This window comes from Streptomyces sp. NPDC050416 (assembly GCF_044458845.1).
Lineage (GTDB): Bacteria > Actinomycetota > Actinomycetes > Streptomycetales > Streptomycetaceae > Streptomyces.
On record NZ_JBITII010000013.1, the window covers coordinates 137,359 to 158,661 of the forward strand.

17 protein-coding genes and 1 pseudogene are annotated in these 21,303 nt (G+C 72.3%); 10 read left to right on the plus strand and 8 right to left on the minus strand.

Annotated elements, in window-relative coordinates:
* The first annotated feature begins 8 nt into the window (after positions 1-8).
* Complete coding sequence (locus ACIBL4_RS33765) at positions 9-1,208, plus strand: MarP family serine protease (RefSeq protein WP_399415584.1); 1,200 nt, start codon at positions 9-11, stop codon at positions 1,206-1,208.
* Positions 1,209-1,259: 51 nt separating this feature from the next.
* Here ACIBL4_RS33765 and ACIBL4_RS33770 read toward each other — a convergent pair whose 3' ends face one another.
* The 6 genes from ACIBL4_RS33770 to ACIBL4_RS33795 form a co-directional block, all read right to left on the minus strand.
* Positions 1,260-1,442: a hypothetical protein gene (locus tag ACIBL4_RS33770; RefSeq protein WP_399415585.1), complete on the minus strand. Its 183-nt coding sequence runs from the start codon at positions 1,440-1,442 to the stop codon at positions 1,260-1,262.
* A gap of 127 nt (positions 1,443-1,569) precedes the next feature.
* Positions 1,570-2,508 carry an alpha/beta fold hydrolase gene (locus ACIBL4_RS33775; RefSeq protein WP_399415586.1) on the minus strand — a complete coding sequence of 313 codons (939 nt, stop codon included), beginning with the start codon at positions 2,506-2,508 and terminating at the stop codon, positions 1,570-1,572.
* Entirely contained in the window at positions 2,505-2,993 is a 489-nt protein-coding gene (locus ACIBL4_RS33780) for a phage holin family protein (protein WP_356922499.1), read from the minus strand. Before ACIBL4_RS33780 ends, ACIBL4_RS33775 begins: the two co-directional genes overlap by 4 nt.
* A gap of 121 nt (positions 2,994-3,114) precedes the next feature.
* A complete protein-coding gene (gene nhaA, locus ACIBL4_RS33785) occupies positions 3,115-4,551 on the minus strand; it encodes a Na+/H+ antiporter NhaA (RefSeq protein WP_399415587.1) in 1,437 nt (478 codons plus the stop codon).
* A gap of 198 nt (positions 4,552-4,749) precedes the next feature.
* Complete coding sequence (gene acs, locus ACIBL4_RS33790) at positions 4,750-6,705, minus strand: acetate--CoA ligase (RefSeq protein WP_399415588.1); 1,956 nt, start codon at positions 6,703-6,705, stop codon at positions 4,750-4,752.
* 369 nt (positions 6,706-7,074) lie between these two features.
* Positions 7,075-9,444: a bifunctional SulP family inorganic anion transporter/carbonic anhydrase gene (locus ACIBL4_RS33795; RefSeq protein WP_399415590.1), complete on the minus strand. Its 2,370-nt coding sequence runs from the start codon at positions 9,442-9,444 to the stop codon at positions 7,075-7,077.
* A gap of 292 nt (positions 9,445-9,736) precedes the next feature.
* Between ACIBL4_RS33795 and ACIBL4_RS33800 the strand changes: the two genes are divergently transcribed.
* Both ACIBL4_RS33800 and ACIBL4_RS33805 read left to right on the plus strand, forming a co-directional pair.
* Complete coding sequence (locus ACIBL4_RS33800; RefSeq protein ID WP_399415592.1) at positions 9,737-11,011, plus strand: hypothetical protein; 1,275 nt, start codon at positions 9,737-9,739, stop codon at positions 11,009-11,011.
* A 63-nt stretch (positions 11,012-11,074) separates the two neighbouring features.
* Positions 11,075-11,899 (plus strand): oxidoreductase, encoded by an 825-nt coding sequence (locus tag ACIBL4_RS33805; protein WP_399415593.1) that lies wholly within the window; start codon positions 11,075-11,077, stop codon positions 11,897-11,899.
* Between the two features lie 337 nt (positions 11,900-12,236).
* Here ACIBL4_RS33805 and ACIBL4_RS33810 read toward each other — a convergent pair whose 3' ends face one another.
* Positions 12,237-13,070, minus strand: coding sequence for an HAD family hydrolase (locus ACIBL4_RS33810; RefSeq protein ID WP_399415594.1), 834 nt, complete (start codon positions 13,068-13,070; stop codon positions 12,237-12,239).
* A 574-nt stretch (positions 13,071-13,644) separates the two neighbouring features.
* On the opposite strand from ACIBL4_RS33810, the gene ssd reads away from it, so the two are divergent.
* The 7 genes and pseudogenes from ssd to ACIBL4_RS33845 form a co-directional block, all read left to right on the plus strand.
* Positions 13,645-14,757 (plus strand): septum site-determining protein Ssd, encoded by a 1,113-nt coding sequence (gene ssd, locus ACIBL4_RS33815; RefSeq protein ID WP_399415685.1) that lies wholly within the window; start codon positions 13,645-13,647, stop codon positions 14,755-14,757.
* Complete coding sequence (locus tag ACIBL4_RS33820; RefSeq protein ID WP_399415595.1) at positions 14,754-15,965, plus strand: TadA family conjugal transfer-associated ATPase; 1,212 nt, start codon at positions 14,754-14,756, stop codon at positions 15,963-15,965. The genes ssd and ACIBL4_RS33820 overlap by 4 nt, the downstream gene beginning before the upstream one ends.
* The gene (locus tag ACIBL4_RS33825; protein ID WP_399415596.1) at positions 15,965-16,837 is read left to right on the plus strand and encodes a type II secretion system F family protein; all 873 of its coding nucleotides are present in this window, start codon (positions 15,965-15,967) and stop codon (positions 16,835-16,837) included. The genes ACIBL4_RS33820 and ACIBL4_RS33825 overlap by 1 nt, the downstream gene beginning before the upstream one ends.
* A complete protein-coding gene (locus ACIBL4_RS33830) occupies positions 16,834-17,622 on the plus strand; it encodes a type II secretion system F family protein (RefSeq protein ID WP_399415597.1) in 789 nt (262 codons plus the stop codon). Before ACIBL4_RS33825 ends, ACIBL4_RS33830 begins: the two co-directional genes overlap by 4 nt.
* Positions 17,623-17,700: 78 nt before the next feature.
* Complete coding sequence (locus ACIBL4_RS33835; protein WP_399415598.1) at positions 17,701-17,910, plus strand: DUF4244 domain-containing protein; 210 nt, start codon at positions 17,701-17,703, stop codon at positions 17,908-17,910.
* A complete protein-coding gene (locus tag ACIBL4_RS33840) occupies positions 17,897-18,262 on the plus strand; it encodes a TadE family type IV pilus minor pilin (protein WP_399415599.1) in 366 nt (121 codons plus the stop codon). Before ACIBL4_RS33835 ends, ACIBL4_RS33840 begins: the two co-directional genes overlap by 14 nt.
* A 59-nt stretch (positions 18,263-18,321) precedes the next feature.
* Positions 18,322-18,693: pseudogene (locus tag ACIBL4_RS33845) on the plus strand (Rv3654c family TadE-like protein); the annotation flags it as partial.
* On the opposite strand, the gene ACIBL4_RS33850 reads toward ACIBL4_RS33845, so the two are convergent.
* Entirely contained in the window at positions 18,632-21,280 is a 2,649-nt protein-coding gene (locus ACIBL4_RS33850) for a DEAD/DEAH box helicase (RefSeq protein ID WP_399415600.1), read from the minus strand. The pseudogene ACIBL4_RS33845 and the gene ACIBL4_RS33850 overlap by 62 nt on opposite strands.
* Positions 21,281-21,303 lie beyond the last annotated feature (23 nt).

Sequence of the window (21,303 nt, forward strand, 5' to 3'; positions counted from 1 at the left end):
TGGCCTCCGTGAACGTGCTGGACATCTTGTTGCTGGTCGCCGCCGTGTGGTTCGCGGTCGTGGGGTACCGCCAGGGATTCGTCGTCGGCATCCTGTCGGTGACCGGCTTCCTGGGCGGCGGTCTCGTCGCGGTCTACGCGCTGCCCGTCATCTGGGACGCGATCACGGACAACGCGGAGGTGAACACGACCGCGGCCGTCGTCGCGGTCGTCGTCGTCATCGTCTGCGCCTCCGTCGGCCAGGCCCTCACCACCCACCTCGGCAACAAGCTGCGCCGGCACATCACCTGGTCCCCGGCCCGGGCCCTGGACGCCACCGGCGGCGCCCTGGTCAACGTCGTGGCGATGCTCCTGGTCGCCTGGCTGATCGGCTCGGCCCTCGCGGGCACCACACTGCCGACGCTCGGCAAGGAGGTCCGCAACTCCAAGGTGCTGCTCGGCGTCTCCCAGGCGCTGCCCGACCAGGCCGCCACCTGGTTCGCGGACTTCTCCTCGGTCCTCGCGCAGAACGGCTTCCCGCAGGTCTTCAGCCCGTTCTCGAACGAGCCGATCACCGACGTCCAGCCGCCCGACCCGGCCCTGGCGGGCAGCCCGGTGGCGACCCGCGCCCAGCGCTCCATCGTCAAGGTCATGGGCACGGCGCCGAGCTGCGGCAAGGTCCTGGAGGGCACCGGTTTCGTCTTCGACGACCGCCGCGTCATGACCAACGCGCATGTGGTGGGCGGCGTCGACGAACCGACCGTGCAGATAGGCGGCGAGGGCAGGAAGTACGACGCCACGGTCGTGCTCTACGACTGGCGGCGCGACATCGCCGTACTCGACGTGCCCGACCTCAAGGCGCCCGTGCTGCGGTTCACCACCAAGGACGCGGGCAGCGGCGACGGCGCGATCGTCGCGGGCTTCCCGGAGAACGGGGCGTACGACGTGCGGGCCGCGCGCGTGCGGGGACGCATCACGGCCAACGGCCCGGACATCTACCACCGCGGCACGGTCCGCCGCGACGTCTACTCCCTCTTCGCGACCGTCCGCCAGGGCAACTCCGGCGGCCCTCTGCTCACCCCCGACGGCAGGGTCTACGGCGTGGTCTTCGCCAAGTCCCTCGACGATGCCCAGACGGGGTACGCGCTCACCGTGGACGAGATCCAGGAGGACATCACCAAGGGGCGTACCGCGAACCAGCAGGTGGGCAGCGACAGCTGCGCGCTCTAGGAGCGGTCCCTGGGGCGAGGTGGTCGGGGCGTCACTCGCGCGAGTGACGCCTCAGTCGCGTGCGTGGCGCAGACGTACGGAGACCCAGCGGGCCCGGCGGCGGAGGATGCGCGGGATCCCGACCCGGGGGTCCGCGGTCGCCATCTGCGGTGCACCGCCTCGCTGGTGGGGGTTCGCACCGCCCGCCGAGCGGCGATTGCGGCTTGCGTCACTGTAGTCGTGCGTCCAGCCCATACCCCGACGTGTGCCCCCGCCCCATGGTCGATAACCGCCCCGGGAGCGCCCAATTGGCCTATGCGCCAGGCAATTGGCCGTTCGTCGGACAGGCGTTCACACCCGGACACCGGCCGTGGTCAAACGGTCACCGATCGGGTTCGGAATCCTTCAGCCAGTTGATGAGCTCCGAGGAGAACGCGACCGGATCCTCCTCGTGCGGGAAGTGGCCGAGGCCGTCGAACAGGCGCCAGCGGTACGGGGCTTCGACGTACTCGCCGGACCCGGCCGCGCTGCGCGTGCGCATCACGGGGTCGAGCGAACCGTGCAGATGGAGCGTCGGCACGCGCACGGGCCGCTTCATCCGGCGGTTGAACTGGATGCCGTCCGGGCGGGCCAGGGAGCGCACCATCCAGCGGTACGGCTCGACCGCGCAGTGCGCCGCGGAGGGGATGCACATGGCCCGGCGGTAGTTCTCCAGCGCCTCGTCCTCCGGCGGGCGCGGCCCGGACCAGTCCTGGATCAGCTCGGCCACGAGCGCCCCGTCGTCGGCGGTGAGCTGCCGCTCCGGGATCCAGGGCCGCTGGAAGCCCCAGATGTGTGAACCGGCGCGGGTCTGCTTGACGTCCCGCAGCATGGCCGCGCGCCAGCGCCGCGGATGTGGCATGGACGCGACCGCCAGCCGCCGCACCAGCTTGGGGCGCATCGCGGCCGCCGTCCACGCCAGGTATCCGCCCAGGTCGTGGCCGACCAGCGCGGCGTCCGGCTCGCCGAGCGAGCGGATGACGCCGGTGACGTCGAGCGCGAGGTTGGCGGGGTCGTAACCGCGCGGCGTACGGTCGCTGCCCCCGACGCCCCGCAGGTCCATGGCGACGGCCCGGAAGCCGGCGTCGGCGAGCGCCACCAGCTGGTGCCGCCAGGTCCACCAGAACTGCGGGAAGCCGTGCAGGAGCAGGACCAGCGGCCCGTCGCCCAGCTCGGCGATGTGGAAGCGGGCGCCGTTGGCGGCGACGTCGCGGTGGCTCCAGGGTCCGTCCAGCCGCACGGCCGAGGCCGGTTGTGCCGAAGGTGTGGCGGGATCGGTCATGACGACGAGCGTGCCACAGCCTCGATGGCCTCGGGGACCCGGTCCTTCGGGAGCTCGGGCCGCGGGTGCGGCTTGGCCTTCTGGAAGACGCCCGCGGTCTCCTTCATGGAGGCGGCGACCTTCTGCGGGCCCTTGCTCTTCTTGGCCTTCTTCGCGAAGGCCACGCCGATCAGCGCGAGCACGACCGCGACGAGCACGTTCGCCGCGAAGGACAGCAGGAAGCAGATCGCCAGGTTCCAGTCGGTCCAGGTGCGGATGCCGTAGGCCAGTGCGAAGTTCAGCATCGGCAGGGAGAACACCAGTACGGCGCCCGCCATCGAGAAGGCGCCGCCGCTGGTGGCGCCGCGCTTCACATCCTGCTTGAGCTGCGCCTTGGCCAGCGCGATCTCGTCGTGCACCAGTGCCGACATTTCAGCCGTCGCCGAGGCGAACAGCTGGCCGATGGTGCGTTCGGCGCCGACCGGGCTGCCGTCGGGTGCGCTCATCGCGGTCTCCCTCTTCTGTGTACGGTCCGATGTCCGCGTCTTCTGTCCGACTCGTGCACAGTCGTCTCACTGCGTACGGCCTGACTGCGTACGGTCCCGTCTTTTGTACCGTCTCGTCAGATCATGCCGGACGGTGGTGGTCATCGCCTGCCCCGCCCGGTACTTCGGCAAGCCCGTGGCGCGCGGCCGCCTTCTCCCGGGCGATCCGGCGGTGTTCGGCGGCCTTGCGTTCGTAGAGCTCGGCCAGCCGCTCGTGGTACGCCGGGTCGTCCTCCTCGTAGACGTCCGGGATGCCGTCGGCGTCCTCGTCGCGCTCCTCGCTCTCCCACAGGCGACGGTACTTGGCGTTGCGCATCTTCAGCAGGACGGTCGCGAGTGTCGCGGCGATGAGCGAGCCCAGCAGCACCGCGGCCTTGACCTCATCGGTCATCACCTGGTCGCCCTCGAAGGCGAGCTCCCCGATCAGCAGCGACACCGTGAAGCCGATGCCGGCGAGACTCGCCACCGCGAACACGTCCGCCCAGGCGAGGTCGTCGCTGAGCGACGCCCGGGTGAATCGGGCCGTCAGCCACGTCCCGCCGAAGATGCCGAGCGCCTTGCCGACGACCAGTCCGAGGACGACGCCGAGGGTCTCGGGCTGGGTGAACACATCGGCCAGAGCGCCGCCGGAGACGACGACACCGGCGCTGAAGAGCGCGAACAGCGGTACGGCCAGCCCTGCCGACAGGGGCCGTACGAGGTGCTCGATGTGCTCGCCGGGGGAGTGCGCCTCGCCCTCGTGCCGGTGGCAGCGCAGCATGAGGCCCATGGCGACGCCGGCGATGGTGGCGTGGACGCCGCTGTTGTACATCAGCGCCCAGACGACGAGCGCCAGCGGCACGTACACGTACCAGCCGCGTACGCCGACCCGCAGCAGCAGCCAGAAGAGGACCAGGCCCGCCACGGCGCCGCCGAGCGCGGCGAAGTTCAGGCCGTCGGTGAAGAACACCGCGATGATCAGGATGGCGAAGAGGTCGTCGACGACGGCGAGCGTGAGCAGGAACGCCCGCAGCGCGCTCGGCAGGGACGTGCCGATGACCGCGAGCACGGCGAGCGCGAAGGCGATGTCCGTGGCGGTGGGCACGGCCCAGCCGGCGAGCGAGCCGCCGCCGGTGACGTTGGTGAGGACGTAGACGAGCGCCGGTACGGCCATCCCGCACAGTGCGGCGACGACCGGCAGCGCGGCGGCCTTGGGGTCGCGCAGATCACCGGCGACGAGCTCCCGCTTGAGCTCGATGCCGGCGACGAAGAAGAAGACCGCCAGCAGGCCGTCGGCGGCCCAGTGCGCGACCGACAGGTCCAGGCCGAGGGAGGCGGGGCCCAGGTGGAAGTGGGCGACGCTCTCGTAGCTGTCGTGCAGCCCGGGGATGTTCGCCCACAGCAGCGCGGCGACCGCGGCGGCGAGCAGCAGCACCCCGCCGACGGTCTCGGTGCGCAGCGCGTCCGCCACGTAGTTCCGCTCGGGGAGCGAAAGCCGGCCGAAGACCTTGCGGGGGGTGTCGGGGCGGGGCGCGGTCACGGGGAGACCTCCGGTCGGTGGGCAGGGCTGTACGCATGCCGACCAGACTTCCCGGCGCACCATGGAGCAGTTGTTTTTCTTAGTCTAGGTAAACATATGGCCGGGCGCATCCCGCTGATCACCACCGGGGTGCCTAGGGGCACCCGGCGTACCGACCGCCGGGTGCCCCTCGTCCGCTGCGCTATGCCCGTGCCGTGATCAGTCCTCGCTGGGCGCGGCCGGCAGCTTGGCCTGGATGAGCTCCATGACCGTGGAGTCGGTCAGCGTGGTGACGTCACCGAGCTGACGGTTCTCGGCGACGTCCCGCAGCAGACGCCGCATGATCTTGCCGGAGCGGGTCTTGGGCAGCTCGGCCACCGGCAGGATCCGCTTTGGCTTGGCGATCGGACCGAGCGCGTTGCCGACGTGGGCGCGCAGTTCGGCGACCAGCGTCTCGGTCTCGGAGGCCGTGCCGCGCAGGATCACGAAGGCGACGATCGCCTGCCCGGTCGTCTCGTCCGCCGCGCCCACCACGGCCGCCTCGGCGACCGAGGGGTGGGAGACGAGCGCGGACTCGACCTCCGTGGTGGAGATGTTGTGCCCGGAGACGAGCATGACGTCGTCGACCCGGCCGAGCAGCCAGATGTCGCCGTCGTCGTCCTTCTTGGCGCCGTCACCGGCGAAGTACTTGCCCTCGAAGCGCGACCAGTACGTGTCGATGAACCGCTGGTCGTCGCCCCAGATGGTGCGCAGCATCGACGGCCACGGCTCGGTCAGCACCAGGTAGCCGCCACCGCCGTCGGGCACCTCGTTGGCCTCGTCGTCGACGACCGTCGCGGAGATGCCGGGCAGCGGCGTCTGCGCGGAGCCGGGCTTGGTCGCCGTCACACCCGGCAGCGGGGTGATCATCATCGCGCCGGTCTCGGTCTGCCACCAGGTGTCGACGATCGGGGTGCGGTCGCCGCCGATGTTCTTGCGGTACCAGATCCACGCCTCGGGGTTGATCGGCTCGCCCACCGAGCCCAGCACCCGCAGGCTGGACAGGTCGAACTTGGCGGGGATGTCGTCGCCCCACTTCATGAACGTACGGATCGCGGTGGGCGCGGTGTAGAGGATCGTCACGCCGTACTTCTGGACGATCTCCCAGAAGCGGCCCTGGTGCGGGGTGTCGGGCGTGCCCTCGTACATGACCTGCGTCGCGCCGTTGGCGAGCGGGCCGTAGACGATGTACGAGTGACCGGTCACCCAGCCGACGTCGGCGGTGCACCAGTAGACGTCCGTCTCCGGCTTGAGGTCGAAGACGGCGTGGTGGGTGTAGGCGGTCTGCGTGAGGTAGCCGCCGGAGGTGTGCAGGATGCCCTTCGGCTTACCCGTGGTGCCCGAGGTGTAGAGGATGAACAGCGGGTGCTCGGCGTTGAACGCCTGCGGGGTGTGCTCGGCGCTCTGCCGCCCGACGAGGTCGTGCCACCACACGTCGCGGCCGTCGGTGAAGGCGACCTCCTGGCCCGTGCGGCGCACGACCAGGACGTGCTCCACGTTCCCCGCCTTCTCGACGGCCTCGTCCACGGCCGGCTTGAGCGCGGACGGCTTGCCGCGCCGGTAACCGCCGTCGGAGGTGATGACCACGCGCGCGTCGGCGTCCTGGATGCGGGTGGCGAGCGCGTCCGAGGAGAAACCGCCGAAGACGACGGAGTGCGCGGCGCCGATGCGGGCGCAGGCCAGCATCGCGATCGCCGTCTCGGGGATCATCGGCATGTAGACGGCGACCCGGTCGCCGGCCTGAACTCCGAGTTCCAGCAGGGCGTTGGCGGCCTTGGAGACCTCGTCCTTGAGCTCGGCGTAGGTGAGGGCGCGGCTGTCGCCGGGCTCGCCCTCGAAATGGATCGCGACACGGTCGCCGTGCCCGGCCTCCACATGCCGGTCGACGCAGTTGTAGGCGACGTTGAGCTCGCCGTCCTTGAACCATTTGGCGAACGGCGGGTTCGACCAGTCGAGGGTCTCGGTGGGCTCCTTGGCCCAGGTCAGCCGCCGGGCCTGCTCGGCCCAGAAGCCGAGCCTGTCAGCCTTGGCCTGTTCATACGCCTCCGCGGTGACGTTGGCGTTGGCGGCCAGGTCGGCGGGGGGTGCGAACCTGCGCTCTTCCTTGAGCAGGTTGGCCAGGCTTTCGTTGCTCACGGCATCTGCCTTTCCCAGGGTGTCCGTTGTGTCCCAGGCCACAGCTCATCAGACCCGGGGGCGCGATGACAAGGGCCGACCGCCGATTGGTTTAGACCTGTCGGGCGGTGGGTCGGCAGCCGGCGTCATCCGTACCCACGGACGCCGACCAGGGAAAGTTCAGCCTGTGTAACGCGGGTCACGCGTGGGCGTGGGCGTGGCGGGCGGGGTGCAGTGTGCGGCGGCGGGGCGTGGGGTGGTGCGGCGTGTCGGCGGTGTGGCGTGTGCGGCGGTGGGGTGTGCGGCCAGGAGGCCGTCGGGCCGTCGGACCGTCGGGCTGCCGGGCCCGTCCGGGCCGTCCGGGGCCGCACACCCCCGCGTGAGCCGGGCTCACGCCGTCAGGTCCGCCTCGCGTACGCGGTCGAAGACGCTGCCGCCGTCCGTTTCGGTGAGCAGGTAGGCCTGGGCCTCGCCCACGTGGAAGTACATCCCGTGCAGCTCCAGCGAGCCCTTGGCGAGGGCCCGGGCCACCGAGTCGTGGGCGCGCAGGTGCTCCAGCTGCTGGACCACGTTGGTCAGGCAGAGCTGCTCGACCTCGTCCTCCGGAGCCCGTCCGGCCAGCCTGCCCCACGGCCCGCTGTCGTCGGCCATGCGCTCCAGGCTCGGCAGCCCGTGCCGCAGCCACCGTTTCAGCGGTGTCCGGGCGCCGCCGGGTTCGGAGTTGAGCAGCGCCTGCATGGCTCCGCAGCCCGAGTGTCCGCATACCGTGATGGACCGCACCTGGAGCACGTCCACGGCGTACTCGATCGCGGCCGCCACCGAGTCGTCGCCGCTCTCCTCGCCCGGGCGTGGGACGAGATTGCCCACGTTGCGCACGACGAACAGGTCGCCCGGACCACTGGAGGTGATCATCGACGTGACCAGCCGCGAGTCGGCGCAGGTCAGGAAGAGCTGCGACGGCCGCTGCCCCTCACGCGCCAGCCGGGCGAGCTCGCTGCGCACCCGGGGCGCGGTGTTGCGCTGGAACGCGCTGATGCCACGCGCCAGTTCGTGCCCACTGGCTCCGCCGGTGCCCTTCGGGTCCGGGTCGGTGCGGTCGGTCCCGCCCGGGTCCTTCCGGGAAGAGGGAGCGTATTCGGGCCGGTCGCACTGGTGGTTGAGCCAGGGCGTCCAGGGCCGGCAGCGGCAGCCGGTGACGGCCTGGGGCTCGGAGATGCGGACGCCGGGGTGACGCCCGGTGATCTCGACCGTGCCACCCTGCGCGGTGTGCGTCTTCTGCCAGTCCTGCAGCGTCTCGTACGCCGCGTGGTCCATGAACGACCCGTCCAGCTCGACGACGGTGTCGGCACCGTGGGGCACGAGATGCAGGGCCCGGCTGAGCCGTGGCACCGCGAGGAACGTCAACTGTCCTCTGACGTGTACGTGATGGACTCCTTCCGTCTCCTCGTGCGTGATGCGGGTGCGGGTGAGGCGGTGCAGGGCGACGCCGACGGCCATGGCGATGCCCAGGGCGACACCCTCCAGGACGCCGAGGGACACGACGCCGAGGGTCGTGACGGCGTACACCCACACTTCTCGGTGGCGGGTCACCGTGCGGATGTGGTGCAGGGACACCATCTGGATGCCGACGGCCATCACCAGGGCGGCGAGCGAGGCGAGCGGGATGAGCTCCAGGATCGGGACCATCAGCAGCGCGGCGATCACTACGAGAACGCCGTGCAGCATCGTGGAGTTCCGGCTCACCGCTCCCGCGTGCACGTTCGCCGAAGTCCGCACGGCCACGCCCGCGATGGGCAGTCCGCCGAGCGAGCCGGACACGATGTTCGCGGCGCCCTGCCCGAGCAGTTCGCGGTCGAGGTCGGAGCGCCGGACGCGGGCGGGCAGGCCCGGGCGGCCGGCCACCAGCTTGTCCACGGCGACCGCGCCGAGCAGTGACTGCACGCTGCACACCAGCGTGGTGGTGAGCACCGCGGCGACGATGCCGAGCACGGGGCCTTCGGGCAGTCCGGCCAGGGCGTGGTTGCTCCAGGACGGCAGGTCGACCTTGGGCAGGCGGAGGCCGGTGAGGGTGGCGGCGACGCTGGCTCCGGCGACGGCGACGAGCGCGGCCGGGACCTTGCGCAGCAGGCGTCCGGCCCGGCCGGGCAGTCTCGGCCAGAGCAGCAGCAGCGCCAGGGTCAGCGCGCTCACCGACACGGCCGCGAGGCGCATGTCCGCCAACTGGGCGGGCAGAGCACGGAGGTTGTCCGGGACGGAGCTCTGCGGTGTGCCGCCGAGCACGATGTGCAGCTGGGCGACGGCGATGGTGACGCCGATCCCGGCGAGCATGCCGTGCACGATGGCGGGGCTGACGGCGAGGGCGCCACGGGCCACGCGCAGACAGCCGAGGCCCAGTTGGGCGAGGCCGGCGAGGACGGTGATGGCGCAGGTCGTCCGCCAGCCGTAGCGCTGGATGAGATCGGCGGTGACGACGGTGAGTCCGGCGGCCGGTCCGCTCACCTGGAGCGGGGAGCCGCCGAGCCGTCCGGCGACGAGCCCGCCCACGGCGGCGGCGACGAGGCCGGCCTGGAGCGGTGCGCCGGTGGCGAGGGCGATGCCCAGGGAAAGGGGCAGGGCGATCAGGAAGACCGCGATCGAGGCCGACACGTCGGCACCCGCGATCCGGAAACGGCGGGGGCCACGGGGCGGCGGGCTGTGGGGTGGATGGGTGCGCTCGGTCCGGCTGGGATCGTCGGCGCGGGTGGGGACGCAGGCTGACATGTGTTTCCCGTCTCCTCCGGGGCTGCGCGGTCGCATAACGGGCTCTCCGCTCGGGGCGGGGGCCGGTCGTGGCCGTGGTCACGGTGTAATTCGGCGGGATGAACCAACGCTCGGTAAACGAATCGTAATGCAGAGTAAAGGGCGAGCATGGACTTTACGGGCAAATGGGCGAATAAATCACCCTGAGGGGTGAAGTGGCCATGTGATCGGCTTGTCGTACTAATTCCTTCTTGGTCTCGTGCGAATTTGGCGGCGTTGTCCGCATCCGAGAGAAGGAAGAAGGTGGCGGAACATGGCCGCCAGCCACAGGATCGTCGCGGGCCCCGTGATCGCCGCGGTCTGTGCCGCATCGCTTGCCGGTTGCGGGACCGGCACATCGGGGCACGAGAAGCCCGTCCCGCACCCCGCCCCGCGGAAGGCGAAGCCGGCTCACGCGCCGAAGAGCGCGGTCCGGCTGATCGGAGACGGCTCCACCGCCTACACCGGCGCCCAGCCCCACCTGCCCAGACCCGAGCGGCTGCGGCCCGGCCAGAAGCCCCCGCAGTTCGTCGTCTTCTCCTGGGACGGTGCGGGCGAGGACAGCCAGAAGCTGTTCTCGCACTTCCGCAAGGTCGCCAGGGCGAACAACGCGACCATGACCTACTTCCTGAGCGGCGTGTACCTGCTGCCGGAGGAGAAGCGGGACCTGTACCGGCCGCCGCAGCACTCCCCGGGCCGCTCCGACATCGGCTTCAACGACCGCCGGGGCATCGCCGCCACGGTGAAGCAGCTGCGTCTGGCGTGGCTGGAGGGCAACGAGATCGGCACCCACTTCAACGGCCACTTCTGCGGCAGCGGCGGCGGGGTCGGCGAATGGTCCGTGCGCGACTGGAAGGACGAGATCGCCCAGGCCAAGCAGTTCATGAAGACCTGGAAGACCAACGCGGGCCTGAAGGACGCGTCCCCGCTGCCCTTCGACTACGACAAGGAGCTCATCGGCGCCCGCACGCCCTGCCTGGAGGGCCAGCGGAATTTCCTGAAGGCGGCCCGTGACCTGGGCTTCCGCTACGACACCAGCGGAGTCAACGACCAGGTCTGGCCGAAGAAGAAGCAGGGCCTGTGGGACGTGTCCATGCAGCTCGTGCCGTTCCCCGGGCACTCCTACGAGCAGCTGACCATGGACTACAACTTCATGGTCAACCAGTCGGGCACCACCACCCAGGGCAACCCCGCGATGCACGACTTCTGGGGCGACCAGATGCGCGACGGCCTGCTCAAGGGCTTCCACCGCGCCTACGACGGCAACCGCGCGCCCCTGATCATCGGCAACCACTTCGAGTCCTGGAACGGCGGCACCTACATGCGGGCCGTCGAGGAGGTCATCGAGACGGTGTGCACCAAGGAGGAGGTGCGCTGTGTCTCGTTCCGGCAGCTCGTGGACTGGCTGGACGCCCAGGACCCGGCGACGCTGGAGAAGCTGCGCACGCTGAAGGTCGGCGAGGCGCCGAAGCAGGGCTGGGCATCCTTCCTCGCGGCCGGGCCCGCCCCGGCCCCGAAGGGTGTTCCCGGGGCTCCGGCGGCGAAGTAGCGGCCAAGTGAAGATGGCCACTCCGCCGCGGAGCGGGTCCCCGGGGTGCGTAGGGTCGTACTCATGAGTACAGCAGGCGCGACCGCCGACCCTCTCGCGGCCCTGGGGGCGCTGCCCGGTGTGGCCGAATCCGTGGAGTCCGTACGCAAGTCCGTGGACCGTGTCTACGGGCACCGGATCATGCGGCGGCGCAGCAACGCGATCACCTCCGAGGCGGCCCTGCGCGGCGCCCGCGGCTCGGCGGCGCTGGCCGGTGCGGACTGGGCCCTGGAGGAGGTTCGCCGGCGTACGGACTTCAGCGGTGACGACGAGGCGCGCACCGTGGGTGCCGCACTACGGCTCACCGCCGAGGCGGGCCAGCTGCTGTCCATCTGGCGGCAGTCGCCCCTGCGGGTGCTGGCCCGGCTGCACCTGGTGGCGGCGGCCGACAAGGCCGACCAGGTGGGACGGCCCCGGCAGGAGGGTGAGCCGGTCGACGAGCCGCTCGTCGGGCTGCCGCTGCCGAGCGCGGCCGAGGCGCACGGCCGGCTGGAGGGGCTGGCGGAGCTGATCATCGCGGGCGGTACCGCGCCGGCGCTGGTGACGGCCGCCGTCGTGCACGGCGAGCTGCTCGCGCTGCGTCCTTTCACGTCCCACAACGGCCTGGTCGCGCGTACGGCCGAACGCATCGTCCTGATCGGCAGCGGCCTGGATCCGAAGTCGGTGTGCGCGGCCGAGGTGGGCCACGCCGAGCTGGGCCGCGAGGCCTACCTGGAGGCCCTCGACGGGTATGTCTCCGGCACCCCGGAGGGCATGGCCGCCTGGATCGGCCACTGCGGCAGGGCGGTCGAACTGGGGGCACGCGAGTCGATGGCGGTGTGCGAGGCGCTGCAGCGCGGAGCGGCGTGACGGCAGGACCGGTCCGGCAGAGAAATGCGGCGGTACGAGAACTCGTACCGCCGCTGGCATGAGCACCGGGGTACCAAGCGTCCTCGATATATGCCCATCAGGTCGGGAACTTTGCCCGTCCCTGGTGCGGCTGGCCCGTAATCGACGGGTCGACGTCGCGTGGGTGCCCGGTGTTCATGCTCGGTCCGTGGGGCCAAATGCGTAATTAAGGTGATCCTCTCGGATGTCCTTGGTCTCGCGGGCCGTTGACTCCTTTGTACTCCTGCCCCGGAGTAAGCGGAAGTCCAGGCTGCACTTCTTTACTTTTGCGTTCAAATGGACTTCGGGTCGCTCCGGGTCAAGCGACGGTCGCCCGGCGCCGGTTCGTGTACCAGACGAGGCCGGCCGTGGCCGCGGCGGCGCCTATGGCGGCCATCGCGACGAGTGCCGGACGCGGCGGTACGGAGAACCCGGGGAGGCGCTGCTTGAGCCGCACCGGACGGTGGAAGTCGAGAATCGGCCACCCGCGCGCGAGGGCCTCGCGGCGCAGCGCCCGGTCCGGGTTCACGGCGTGGGGGTGGCCGACGGACTCCAGCATCGGCACGTCGGTCGCCGAGTCGCTGTAGGCGTAGCAGCGGCTGAGGTCGTACCCCTCGGACGCGGCCAGTTCCCTGATGGCCTCGGCCTTGGTCGGGCCGTAGGCGTAGTACTCCACCTCGCCGGTGAAGCAGCCGTCCTCGCCCACGACCATGCGGGTCGCCACCACCCGGTCCGCGCCGAGCAGCTCGCCGATCGGCTCGACCACCTCCGTGCCCGACGTGGACACGATCACGACGTCGCGGCCGGCGGTGTGGTGCTCCTCGATGAGGGAGGCGGCCTCGTCGTAGATGATCGGGTCGATCAGATCGTGCAGCGTCTCGGCGACGATCTCCTTGACCTGCTGCACGTTCCAGCCGCGGCACAGCGCGGACAGGTAGGCGCGCATGCGCTCCATCTGTTCGTGGTCGGCGCCGCCGGCCAGGAAGACGAACTGGGCATATGCAGTTCGCAAGACGGCCCTGCGGTTGATCAGACCGCCTTGGTAGAACGACTTGCTGAACGTGAGCGTGCTCGACTTCGCAATGACCGTCTTGTCCAGGTCAAAGAAGGCCGCTGTGCGGGGTGACAAGTGGTTTTCCACATCCTTGAGCATAGGGGCAGCCCATTCGGCGTAAGGTGGGGCGCGTGGGTTTGCCTGAGAGGGCCTTCGGGTACACCATGGAAGTCACGGATCGTTCGCGACCGTGCTAACCCGGTCCGACTCCTCCCCCCCCGAGTCGGCCGTGGGGACGACCCCCGCTCTCCCCCCCGGCGGGGGTCGTCGCATGTCCGGATGGATTTTCTCCCTCTTCGCGCGGCCGGAAAGCCGTTCTGGAGCCGCCTCGGCGGCTTCTTGGCATGCCCATGATCTGTCACGGGGCGTAGTAGTCGGACTGCTCTGTGGAAGTCGCACTGAGGCCCCGTGGGCGTCACCGGTATGGGTGACGGCGATATTCACAACCGTCGAGGCGTCCACAGTTATCCACCAAGATCCACACGATTTCCGGGATCGCTGCACCGTGATTCCAGCGCACCCCGCTGGCGGCGGGTTCATGACCCGGCTCCGATTGCCGGGGGCGCTCGGCCGGTTTGTGCCGGCCGTTCAAAGGGAGGCCGCGTTGCCGGTTCTTCCCACGTTTGGGAATCGCGGGGCCGCAGGGGCCGTGCGAGTCATGCAGCGAAGGGGGATGGAGACCGTGGCAGGAGCCGTCACACACGATCCGCCGTCGGCCGCCGGAGGGCGGCAGGGCGGACCGCTGATCGTCACCGAGGACACCGAACTCCTCGACGACCTGCTGCGCCTGTGCGCGGCGGCGGGCGCCACACCCGAAGTGCACCACGGGGTGCCCGACCGCAAAGGCGGCTGGGAGAGCCCGCCGCTCGTCCTCGTGGGTGACGACGCCGCGCGGCGGGTGCGCGGGGCCGCGCGGCGAAGGGGAGTCGTCCTCGTCGGCCGGGACCAGGACGACTCCGGGGTGTGGCGGCGGGCCGTCGAGATCGGCGCCGAGCACGTCCTGATGCTGCCCGACGGTGAGCAGTGGCTGGTCGACCGCATCGCAGACGTGGCCGAGGGCGTCGGCCGGCCCGCCCTCACCGTGGGCGTCATCGGCGGCCGGGGCGGGGCGGGAGCATCCACGCTCGCGTGCGCGCTCGCCGTCACCTCAGCGCGTGAGGGCCTGCGCACACTCCTCGTGGACGCCGATCCGCTGGGCGGCGGACTCGACGTACTCCTCGGTGGCGAGACGGCCGACGGACTGCGCTGGCCCGCCTTCGCCTCCTCACGCGGGCGGGTGGGCGGGGGCGCACTGGAGGAGTCGCTGCCCGAGCTGCACTCGCTGCGGGTGCTCAGCTGGGACCGCGGCGACCGGATCGCCGTCCCGCCCCAGGCGGTGCGCGCGGTGCTCGCCGCGGCCCGGCGCCGGGGCGGCACCGTCGTGGTCGACCTGCCGCGCCGCATCGACGACGGCGTGGCCGAGGTCCTCACCCAGCTCGACGTCGGCGTGATGGTGGTGCCCGCCGAGCTGCGCGCCGTCGCGGCCGCCGGACGGGTGGCGTCCGCGGTCGGCATGGTCCTGCGCGATCTGCGGGTGGCCGTCCGCGGGCCGTACCCGCCCGGGCTCGACGATCGGGAGGTGGCCCGGCTGCTCGGACTGCCCCTGGTCGGTGAGGTGCCGGCCGAGCCGCAACTGCAGCGCCCGGACGAGGGCACGGCACCCCCGGGCGCCGCCCCGCGCGGACCGCTCGCCCGTTTCTGCACGGAGTTCTGGGAGCGGGCGCTCGTCGAGGCGGGTGCGGCATGAGCACCCTGGCCGGACCGGAGGGCGCGGGACTGCTCGACGGAGTACGGCAGTGGCTGGCCGAGAGCGGGGCCGAGCCGACCCCCGCGCGCGTGGCACAGGCCCTGCGGGAACAGGGCCGGGTGCTCGGAGATGCCGAAGTCCTGGGGGCCGCCGCGCGGTTGCGGTCCGAGCTGGTCGGCAGCGGGCCGCTGGAGCCCCTGCTCGCCGACCCGTCGGTGACCGACGTGCTGGTGTCGGCCCCCGACCGGGTCTGGGTGGACCGGGGCGGCGGGCTGGAGCTCACGCCGGTGCGCTTCGCGGACGCGGCCGCCGTACGACGGCTCGCCCAGCGCCTCGCCGCCGTGGCCGGGCGCCGGCTGGACGACGCCCGGCCCTGGGCCGACGCCCGGCTGCCCGACGGGACCCGGCTGCACGCGGTGCTGCCGCCGGTCGCCGTGGGCTGCGCCTGCCTGTCGCTGCGGGTCGTACGGCCGCGTGCCTTCACGCTCGGCGAGCTGGTCGCCGCGGGCACGGTGCCGCCGGGCGGGGACCGCGTGCTGCGCGCGCTGCTCGACGCACGGCTGTCCTTCCTCGTCAGCGGCGGCACGGGCAGCGGCAAGACGACCCTGCTCAGCGCCCTTCTGGGGTTGGTGGGGCCGGACGAGCGGATCGTCCTCGCCGAGGACTCGGCGGAACTGCGGCCGGACCATCCACACGTGGTGCGGCTGGAGACCAGACCCGCCAACCAGGAGGGCGCGGGCCTCGTCACCCTCGAGGACCTGGTGCGCCAGGCGCTGCGGATGCGGCCCGACCGGCTGGTCGTGGGCGAGGTGCGCGGACCCGAAGTGGTGCATCTGCTGGCCGCGTTGAACACCGGCCACGAGGGCGGCTGCGGAACCGTGCACGCCAACGCCGCCGCCGACGTACCGGCCCGGCTGGAGGCCCTGGGTACGGCGGCCGGGCTCGACCGGGCCGCGCTGCACAGCCAGGTGGCGGCCGCCCTCTCCGTGGTGCTGCACCTCGTGCGCGACCGGACCGGGCGGCGGCGGATCGCCGAGGTGCATGTGCTGGAGCGGGACGCGTCCGGGCTGGTGCGGACGGTGCCGGCGCTGCGGTGGGGAGCGCGGGCCTTCGCGCGCGAGCGGGGATGGGAGCGGCTGCGGGGGCTGCTTCGGGGTGACGGAAGCGAGGGCTGGCCGGGTGAGGTCGCGATGGACGGGGGCGAGTGATGATGGGAGCGGCTGAGATGTCCATGGGTGCGGGCGTGGCGTGCATGGGAGCGGCGGTCTGGCTGCTGGGGGAGCGTCACTCGGCGGCACGGCGGGCGCGGTTGCTGCTCGCAAGTGGCGGGACCCTCGGGAGCGGGCCGCCCGGGTGGTGGCGGATGACCGATCGGCTGCGGCGGGTCCGCGGACGGCTGCGGGCCGAGTGGTGGGCGCCGGTGGCCGGTCTGGTGCTCGCGGTGCTCGGGGCGTCGGTGCTGCCGGTCGTCCTGGGAGCGGCCGGCGTGCCGCTGCTGCGACGGATCCGGCTGGCCGGCCGGGCACAGCGGGACCGGGAGCGCCGGGCCGACGCGGTGATCGCGTTGTGCGGGGCGCTCGCCGGGGAGGTCCGGGCCGGGCGCCAGCCGGGAGAGGCGCTGCTGCGGGCCGCGCGGGACTGCGGCGGACTCGCGGACGCACAGCCCACGGTGCTGGCGGCGGCACGGTTCGGCGGTGATGTGCCGGACGCGCTCTCGACCGCCGCCAGGCAGCCGGGTGCGGAAGGGCTGCGGGGACTCGCGGCGTGCTGGCGGGTCGCCGTGGACCAGGGCGCGGGGCTCGCGGCCGGACTCGACCGGCTCGCCGGCGCCCTGCGCGCCGAGCGGGACCAACGCTCCGACCTGCGCGCCCAGTTGGCGGGCGCGCGGGCCACGGCGGTGTTGCTCGCCGGGCTGCCGGCCCTGGGCCTGCTCATCGGCACCGCCCTCGGTGCCGACCCCCTCCACGTCCTGCTGCACACCACGGCGGGCCTGGGCTGTCTGGTGGCCGGCGGTGCGCTGGAGGGCCTCGGGCTGTGGTGGGTGCAGCGGATCGTGCGGGGAGCGGAGGAGGCGGCATGAGCGGAGAGGTTTTCCACAGGCTGGGGGTGACGGTGGGGGTGCTGCTGGCCCTCTGGTGGTCGGTGCGCTTCCTGAAGAAGGCGGGACGCCGCCGGAGGATGCGGCGCCGGCTGGTCGAACTGGCGCCCCGGGACACGGCCACTCGGGCTCCGCGCCTCGTCCTGGGGCGGGCCGCGCGGAGATGGCCGGCCCCCGTGGGCGTGGCCTGCGCCGGGTGGGCGCTGATCGGCGGCCCGGTCGGTGTCGCCGTCGGACTGGCCGGCGCGCTGGGGATGTGGCGTTGGCGGCTGCGGCGGGAGGCGGCCGGTACGGACCCGCGGGCACGCGACCTCGCCGAGGCGGCGCGGCAACTGCCCCTGGCCGCCGACCTGCTGGCGGCCTGCATCGCGGCGGGCGCCGGGCCGGTGATCGCCGCGCAGGCGGTGGGCGAGGCCCTGGGCGGCCCTGTGGGTGACGCTCTCGCACAGGGCGCGGCGGAGGTACGCCTGGGCGGTGAACCGGGCGCCGCCTGGCGGAGGCTGGCCGCCCTCCCCGGCGCCGGAGGCCTGGCCCGGCTGCTCGAACGGGCCGATGTCTCCGGACTGCCCGCCGCCACGCCGGTCGCGCGACTCGCCGCCGAGGCCCGCGCCGACTGGGGGCGCGCCGCGACCGTCAGGGCACGCCGAGCGGGCGTCATGGTCAGCGCGCCGGTCGGGCTGTGCTTCCTGCCCGCGTTCATCGCGGTCGGCGTGCTGCCCGTGGTGATCGGGCTCGCGGGCGGGGTGCTCGGAGGGGGTGGTGCGTGAGACGGAGACCTGGATCGGCGGCGGAACAAGTCAGCGAAGACCAACAGAAGTTCGGATTTCTTTCCTACGGGGGTTGAGATGTATCAGGCGGTACGGGCACGACTGGGTGCCCTGGTGTGCGGGGTGCGTGCGGCGCGGAGGGACGCGGGGATGGTCACGTCCGAGTACGCGATGGGAATCGTCGCGGCCGTGGCCTTCGCGGTGGTGCTCTACAAGGTCGTCACGAGCGGCGCGGTCAGCGCGGAGCTCCAGAACATCGTGAAGGACGCCCTCAATGCGCGGATGTGAACGGGGCGCGGATCGGGGGTTCGTCACGGCGGAGTCGGCCGTGGTGCTGCCCGTGCTGGTGATGTTCGCGATGGCGCTGGTGTGGGGGCTGCTGGTCGTGGCCGCGCAGATCCAGTGCGTCGACGCGGCACGGACGGGCGCCCGCGCGGCGGCCCGCCAGGACCCGCCCGACGCGGTCGTGCGACTGGCCCGTGAGGCGGCGCCGCCCGGCGCGAAGGTGACCGTCGACAGGGGAGCGGAACACGTGCGGGTGGTCGTCGTGGCCGAGCCGCCGGTGTTGCGCGGCCTGTCCTTCGCCGTGCGGGAGGAGGCGGTGGCGTCGGTGGAGGAGACGGTGGGGGTGGGCACGTGAGGAGGGTGCCGGGGGTGCGGTCCCGGCACCCGGGGCGCCGGGACCGGGGGCGCGGGCCTATGCGCGGTGCCGCCTCGGACCAGGGGTCCGCCACCGTCTGGAGTGTCGGGGCGATCGCCGTGCTGTGCGTGGTGTTCGGCGTCGTCCTCGCGCTGGGGCAGGCCGTCGTGATCCGGCACCGTGCGGCGGGCGGTGCGGATCTCGCGGCGCTCGCGGCGGCGGACCACTGGGCCGAGGGCGGTACGGCGGCCTGTGCCCGGGCCGGCCGGGTGGCCCGGGCACAGGGGGTCCGGCTCGTGCGGTGCGAGGTCGTCGGGGAGATCTCGGACGTGACGGCGGCGTCGGGCCGGGGGCCGTTCACGGCGGAGGTCAGGGCGCGGGCGGGGCCTCCCTCGGGTCCCTCGGGTCCCTCGGGGCCTCCTTCGGCTCCCTCGGGGTTTCCCTCGGCTGCCGTTGGGTTTCCGACTCCGGTGAGGTTTCTGTCGGCTCCGGTGAGGTTTCCGTCGGCTCCCGTGGGGCTTCCGTCGGCTCCGGAGGCGCTTCCGCCGGCCGCTCCTCCGCCTCCTTCTCCTCGGGAGCCCCCTCCAGCAGCACCGTGAGCAGCCGGACAGCCCCCCTCTTGTGCAGCGGGTCGTTGCCGTTGCCGCACTTGGGGGACTGGATGCAGGACGGGCAGCCGGCGTCGCACTCGCAGGAGGCGATGGCCTGGCGGGTGGCGGTCAGCCAGGTGCGGGCGGTGTGGAAGGCGCGCTCCGCGAAGCCCGCGCCGCCGGGATGGCCGTCGTAGACGAAGACCGTGGGCAGGAGGGTGTCGGGATGGAGCGGGATCGACACGCCGCCGATGTCCCAGCGGTCGCAGGTCGCGAAGAGGGGCAGCAGGCCGATCGACGCGTGCTCGGCGGCGTGCAGGGAGCCGCCGAGGATCTCCGGGTTGATCCGGGCGCGGTCGAGCTGGTCCTCGGTGACGGTCCACCACACGGCCCGGGTGCGCAGCGTACGAGGAGGGAGGTCGAGTTTCGTCTCGCCCAGCACTTCACCGGTCATGAGCCGTCTGCGGAGGAAGGAGACGACCTGGTTGGTGACCTCGACGGAGCCGTAGCACAGGCGGCCGTCGCCCCAGGGGACCTCGACGTCCGTCTCCAGGACGGAGATCGACGTCGTGTCGCGGGCGACCGTGGAGTAGGGCGGCGCGGCCTCCTCGACGAGGGCGACGGAGTCCTCCAGGTCCAGCGACCGCACCAGGTACGTGCGGCCCTGGTGGAGGTGGACCGCCCCCTCGTGGACGGTCGAGTGCGCGGCGCCCGCGTCGACCGTGCCGAGCAGCCGGCCCGTTCCGGCCTCGACGACCTGGACCGGCCGCCCGCCCTCGCCGCGGATGTCGGTCAGGTCGGCGGCCCGCTCACGGCGGGTCCAGTGCCAGGCCCTGGTGCGGCGGCGCAGCAGCTTGGCGGCTTCGAGCTGGGGGAGGAGGTCCTCGCAGGCCGGGCCGAACAGGTCGAGGTCCTCGTCCGTCAGGGGCAGCTCCTCGGCGGCCGCACACAAGTGCGGGGCCAGCACGTAGGGGTTGTCCGGGTCGAGGACCGTCGACTCGACGGGCTGGTCGAACAGCGCCTCCGGGTGGTGGACGAGGAAGGTGTCCAGAGGGTCGTCCCGTGCGACCAGGACGGCCAGCGCTCCCTGCCCGGACCGTCCGGCCCGGCCCGCCTGCTGCCACAGGGAGGCGCGGGTGCCCGGGTAGCCGGCGATGACGACCGCGTCCAGGCCGGAGATGTCGATGCCGAGTTCGAGGGCGTTCGTCGCGGCGAGGCCCAGCAGTTCACCCGAATGGAGGGCGCGTTCGAGTGCCCGGCGCTCCTCCGGAAGATAACCGCCCCGGTACGCCGCGACACGCCGGCTCAGCGACCGGTCGACCTCGGCCAGTCGCTCCTGGGAGATGACGGAGATCAGCTCGGCCCCGCGCCGGGACCGGACGAAGGCGACCGAGCGCACGCCCTGCACGGTGAGGTCGGTGAGCAGGTCGGCGGCCTCGGCGGTGGCCGTGCGGCGGACGGGGGCGCCCTTCTCGCCGTGCAGCTCGGTCAGCGGCGGTTCCCAGAGGGCGAACACCAGTTCACCGCGCGGGGAGGCGTCGTCGGCGACCTCCACCACCGGCAGACCGGTGAGGCGGCGGGCGGCCACCGCGGGCTCCGCTGCGGTCGCGGAGGCCAGCAGGAACACGGGCGAGGAGCCGTAGCGGGCGCACAGGCGGCGCAGCCGGCGCAGCACCTGGGCGACGTGCGAGCCGAAGACGCCGCGGTAGGTGTGGCACTCGTCGACGACGACGTACTTCAGCGACTTCAGGAAGGAGGACCAGCGAGGGTGGGACGGCAGGATGCCGCGATGGAGCATGTCCGGGTTGGTCAGGACGTAGTTGGCGTACTGGCGGATCCACTCGCGCTCCTCGAACGGAGTGTCGCCGTCGTACACGGCGGTGCGCACCGAATGGCCCAACGGATGTGAAAGTTCCTTCACGGAGCGGCACTGATCCGCCGCAAGGGCCTTGGTGGGGGCCAGGTAGAGGGCCGTCGCGCCGCGGCCGTTCGGGGCCTCGGCGCCGTCCAGGAGGGTGGACAGGACCGGCGCGAGGTAGGCCAGGGACTTGCCGGAGGCCGTGCCGGTGGCGACGACGACCGACTCGCCGTCCAGCGCGTGCTCCGCCGCGCGCGCCTGATGGGCCCAGGGATGCTCGATGCCCGCGGCCTGCACGGCCGCCACGACCTCCGCTCGGATCCGGTCCGGCCAGACGGCATGCCGACCCTCGCGCGGGGGCAAGTGCTCCGTATGAGTAATGCGCGAAGCCCTGCTCGGACCGGACGCGAGCCGGTCCAGGACCGCGCCCGGCGCGGGTCGGGAGGCGGGGTCCGTCGGGGTTCGATCGGATCGGTGATTCTTGGCCATCGGCACCGAGTGTGTCACTGGCGTGACGGACAATGGAGCCAAGGCGTCGTGCACGCCTGCCCGTAAGTGATTGAATGCCATCGCGGCTGGCGAACCGTCCAGGG

Coding starts and splice junctions, on each gene's coding strand:
- ACIBL4_RS33770 (WP_399415585.1), bottom strand. CDS start 1,442: ATGGGCTGGACGCACGACTACAGTGACGCAAGCCGCAATCGCCGCTCG.
- ACIBL4_RS33775 (WP_399415586.1), bottom strand. CDS start 2,508: ATGACCGATCCCGCCACACCTTCGGCACAACCGGCCTCGGCCGTGCGG.
- ACIBL4_RS33780 (WP_356922499.1), bottom strand. CDS start 2,993: ATGAGCGCACCCGACGGCAGCCCGGTCGGCGCCGAACGCACCATCGGC.
- ACIBL4_RS33795 (WP_399415590.1), bottom strand. CDS start 9,444: ATGTCAGCCTGCGTCCCCACCCGCGCCGACGATCCCAGCCGGACCGAG.
- ACIBL4_RS33800 (WP_399415592.1), top strand. CDS start 9,737: ATGGCCGCCAGCCACAGGATCGTCGCGGGCCCCGTGATCGCCGCGGTC.
- ACIBL4_RS33805 (WP_399415593.1), top strand. CDS start 11,075: ATGAGTACAGCAGGCGCGACCGCCGACCCTCTCGCGGCCCTGGGGGCG.
- ACIBL4_RS33810 (WP_399415594.1), bottom strand. CDS start 13,070: ATGCTCAAGGATGTGGAAAACCACTTGTCACCCCGCACAGCGGCCTTC.
- ssd (WP_399415685.1), top strand. CDS start 13,645: ATGGAGACCGTGGCAGGAGCCGTCACACACGATCCGCCGTCGGCCGCC.
- ACIBL4_RS33820 (WP_399415595.1), top strand. CDS start 14,754: ATGAGCACCCTGGCCGGACCGGAGGGCGCGGGACTGCTCGACGGAGTA.
- ACIBL4_RS33825 (WP_399415596.1), top strand. CDS start 15,965: ATGATGGGAGCGGCTGAGATGTCCATGGGTGCGGGCGTGGCGTGCATG.
- ACIBL4_RS33830 (WP_399415597.1), top strand. CDS start 16,834: ATGAGCGGAGAGGTTTTCCACAGGCTGGGGGTGACGGTGGGGGTGCTG.
- ACIBL4_RS33835 (WP_399415598.1), top strand. CDS start 17,701: ATGTATCAGGCGGTACGGGCACGACTGGGTGCCCTGGTGTGCGGGGTG.
- ACIBL4_RS33840 (WP_399415599.1), top strand. CDS start 17,897: ATGCGCGGATGTGAACGGGGCGCGGATCGGGGGTTCGTCACGGCGGAG.
- ACIBL4_RS33850 (WP_399415600.1), bottom strand. CDS start 21,280: ATGGCATTCAATCACTTACGGGCAGGCGTGCACGACGCCTTGGCTCCA.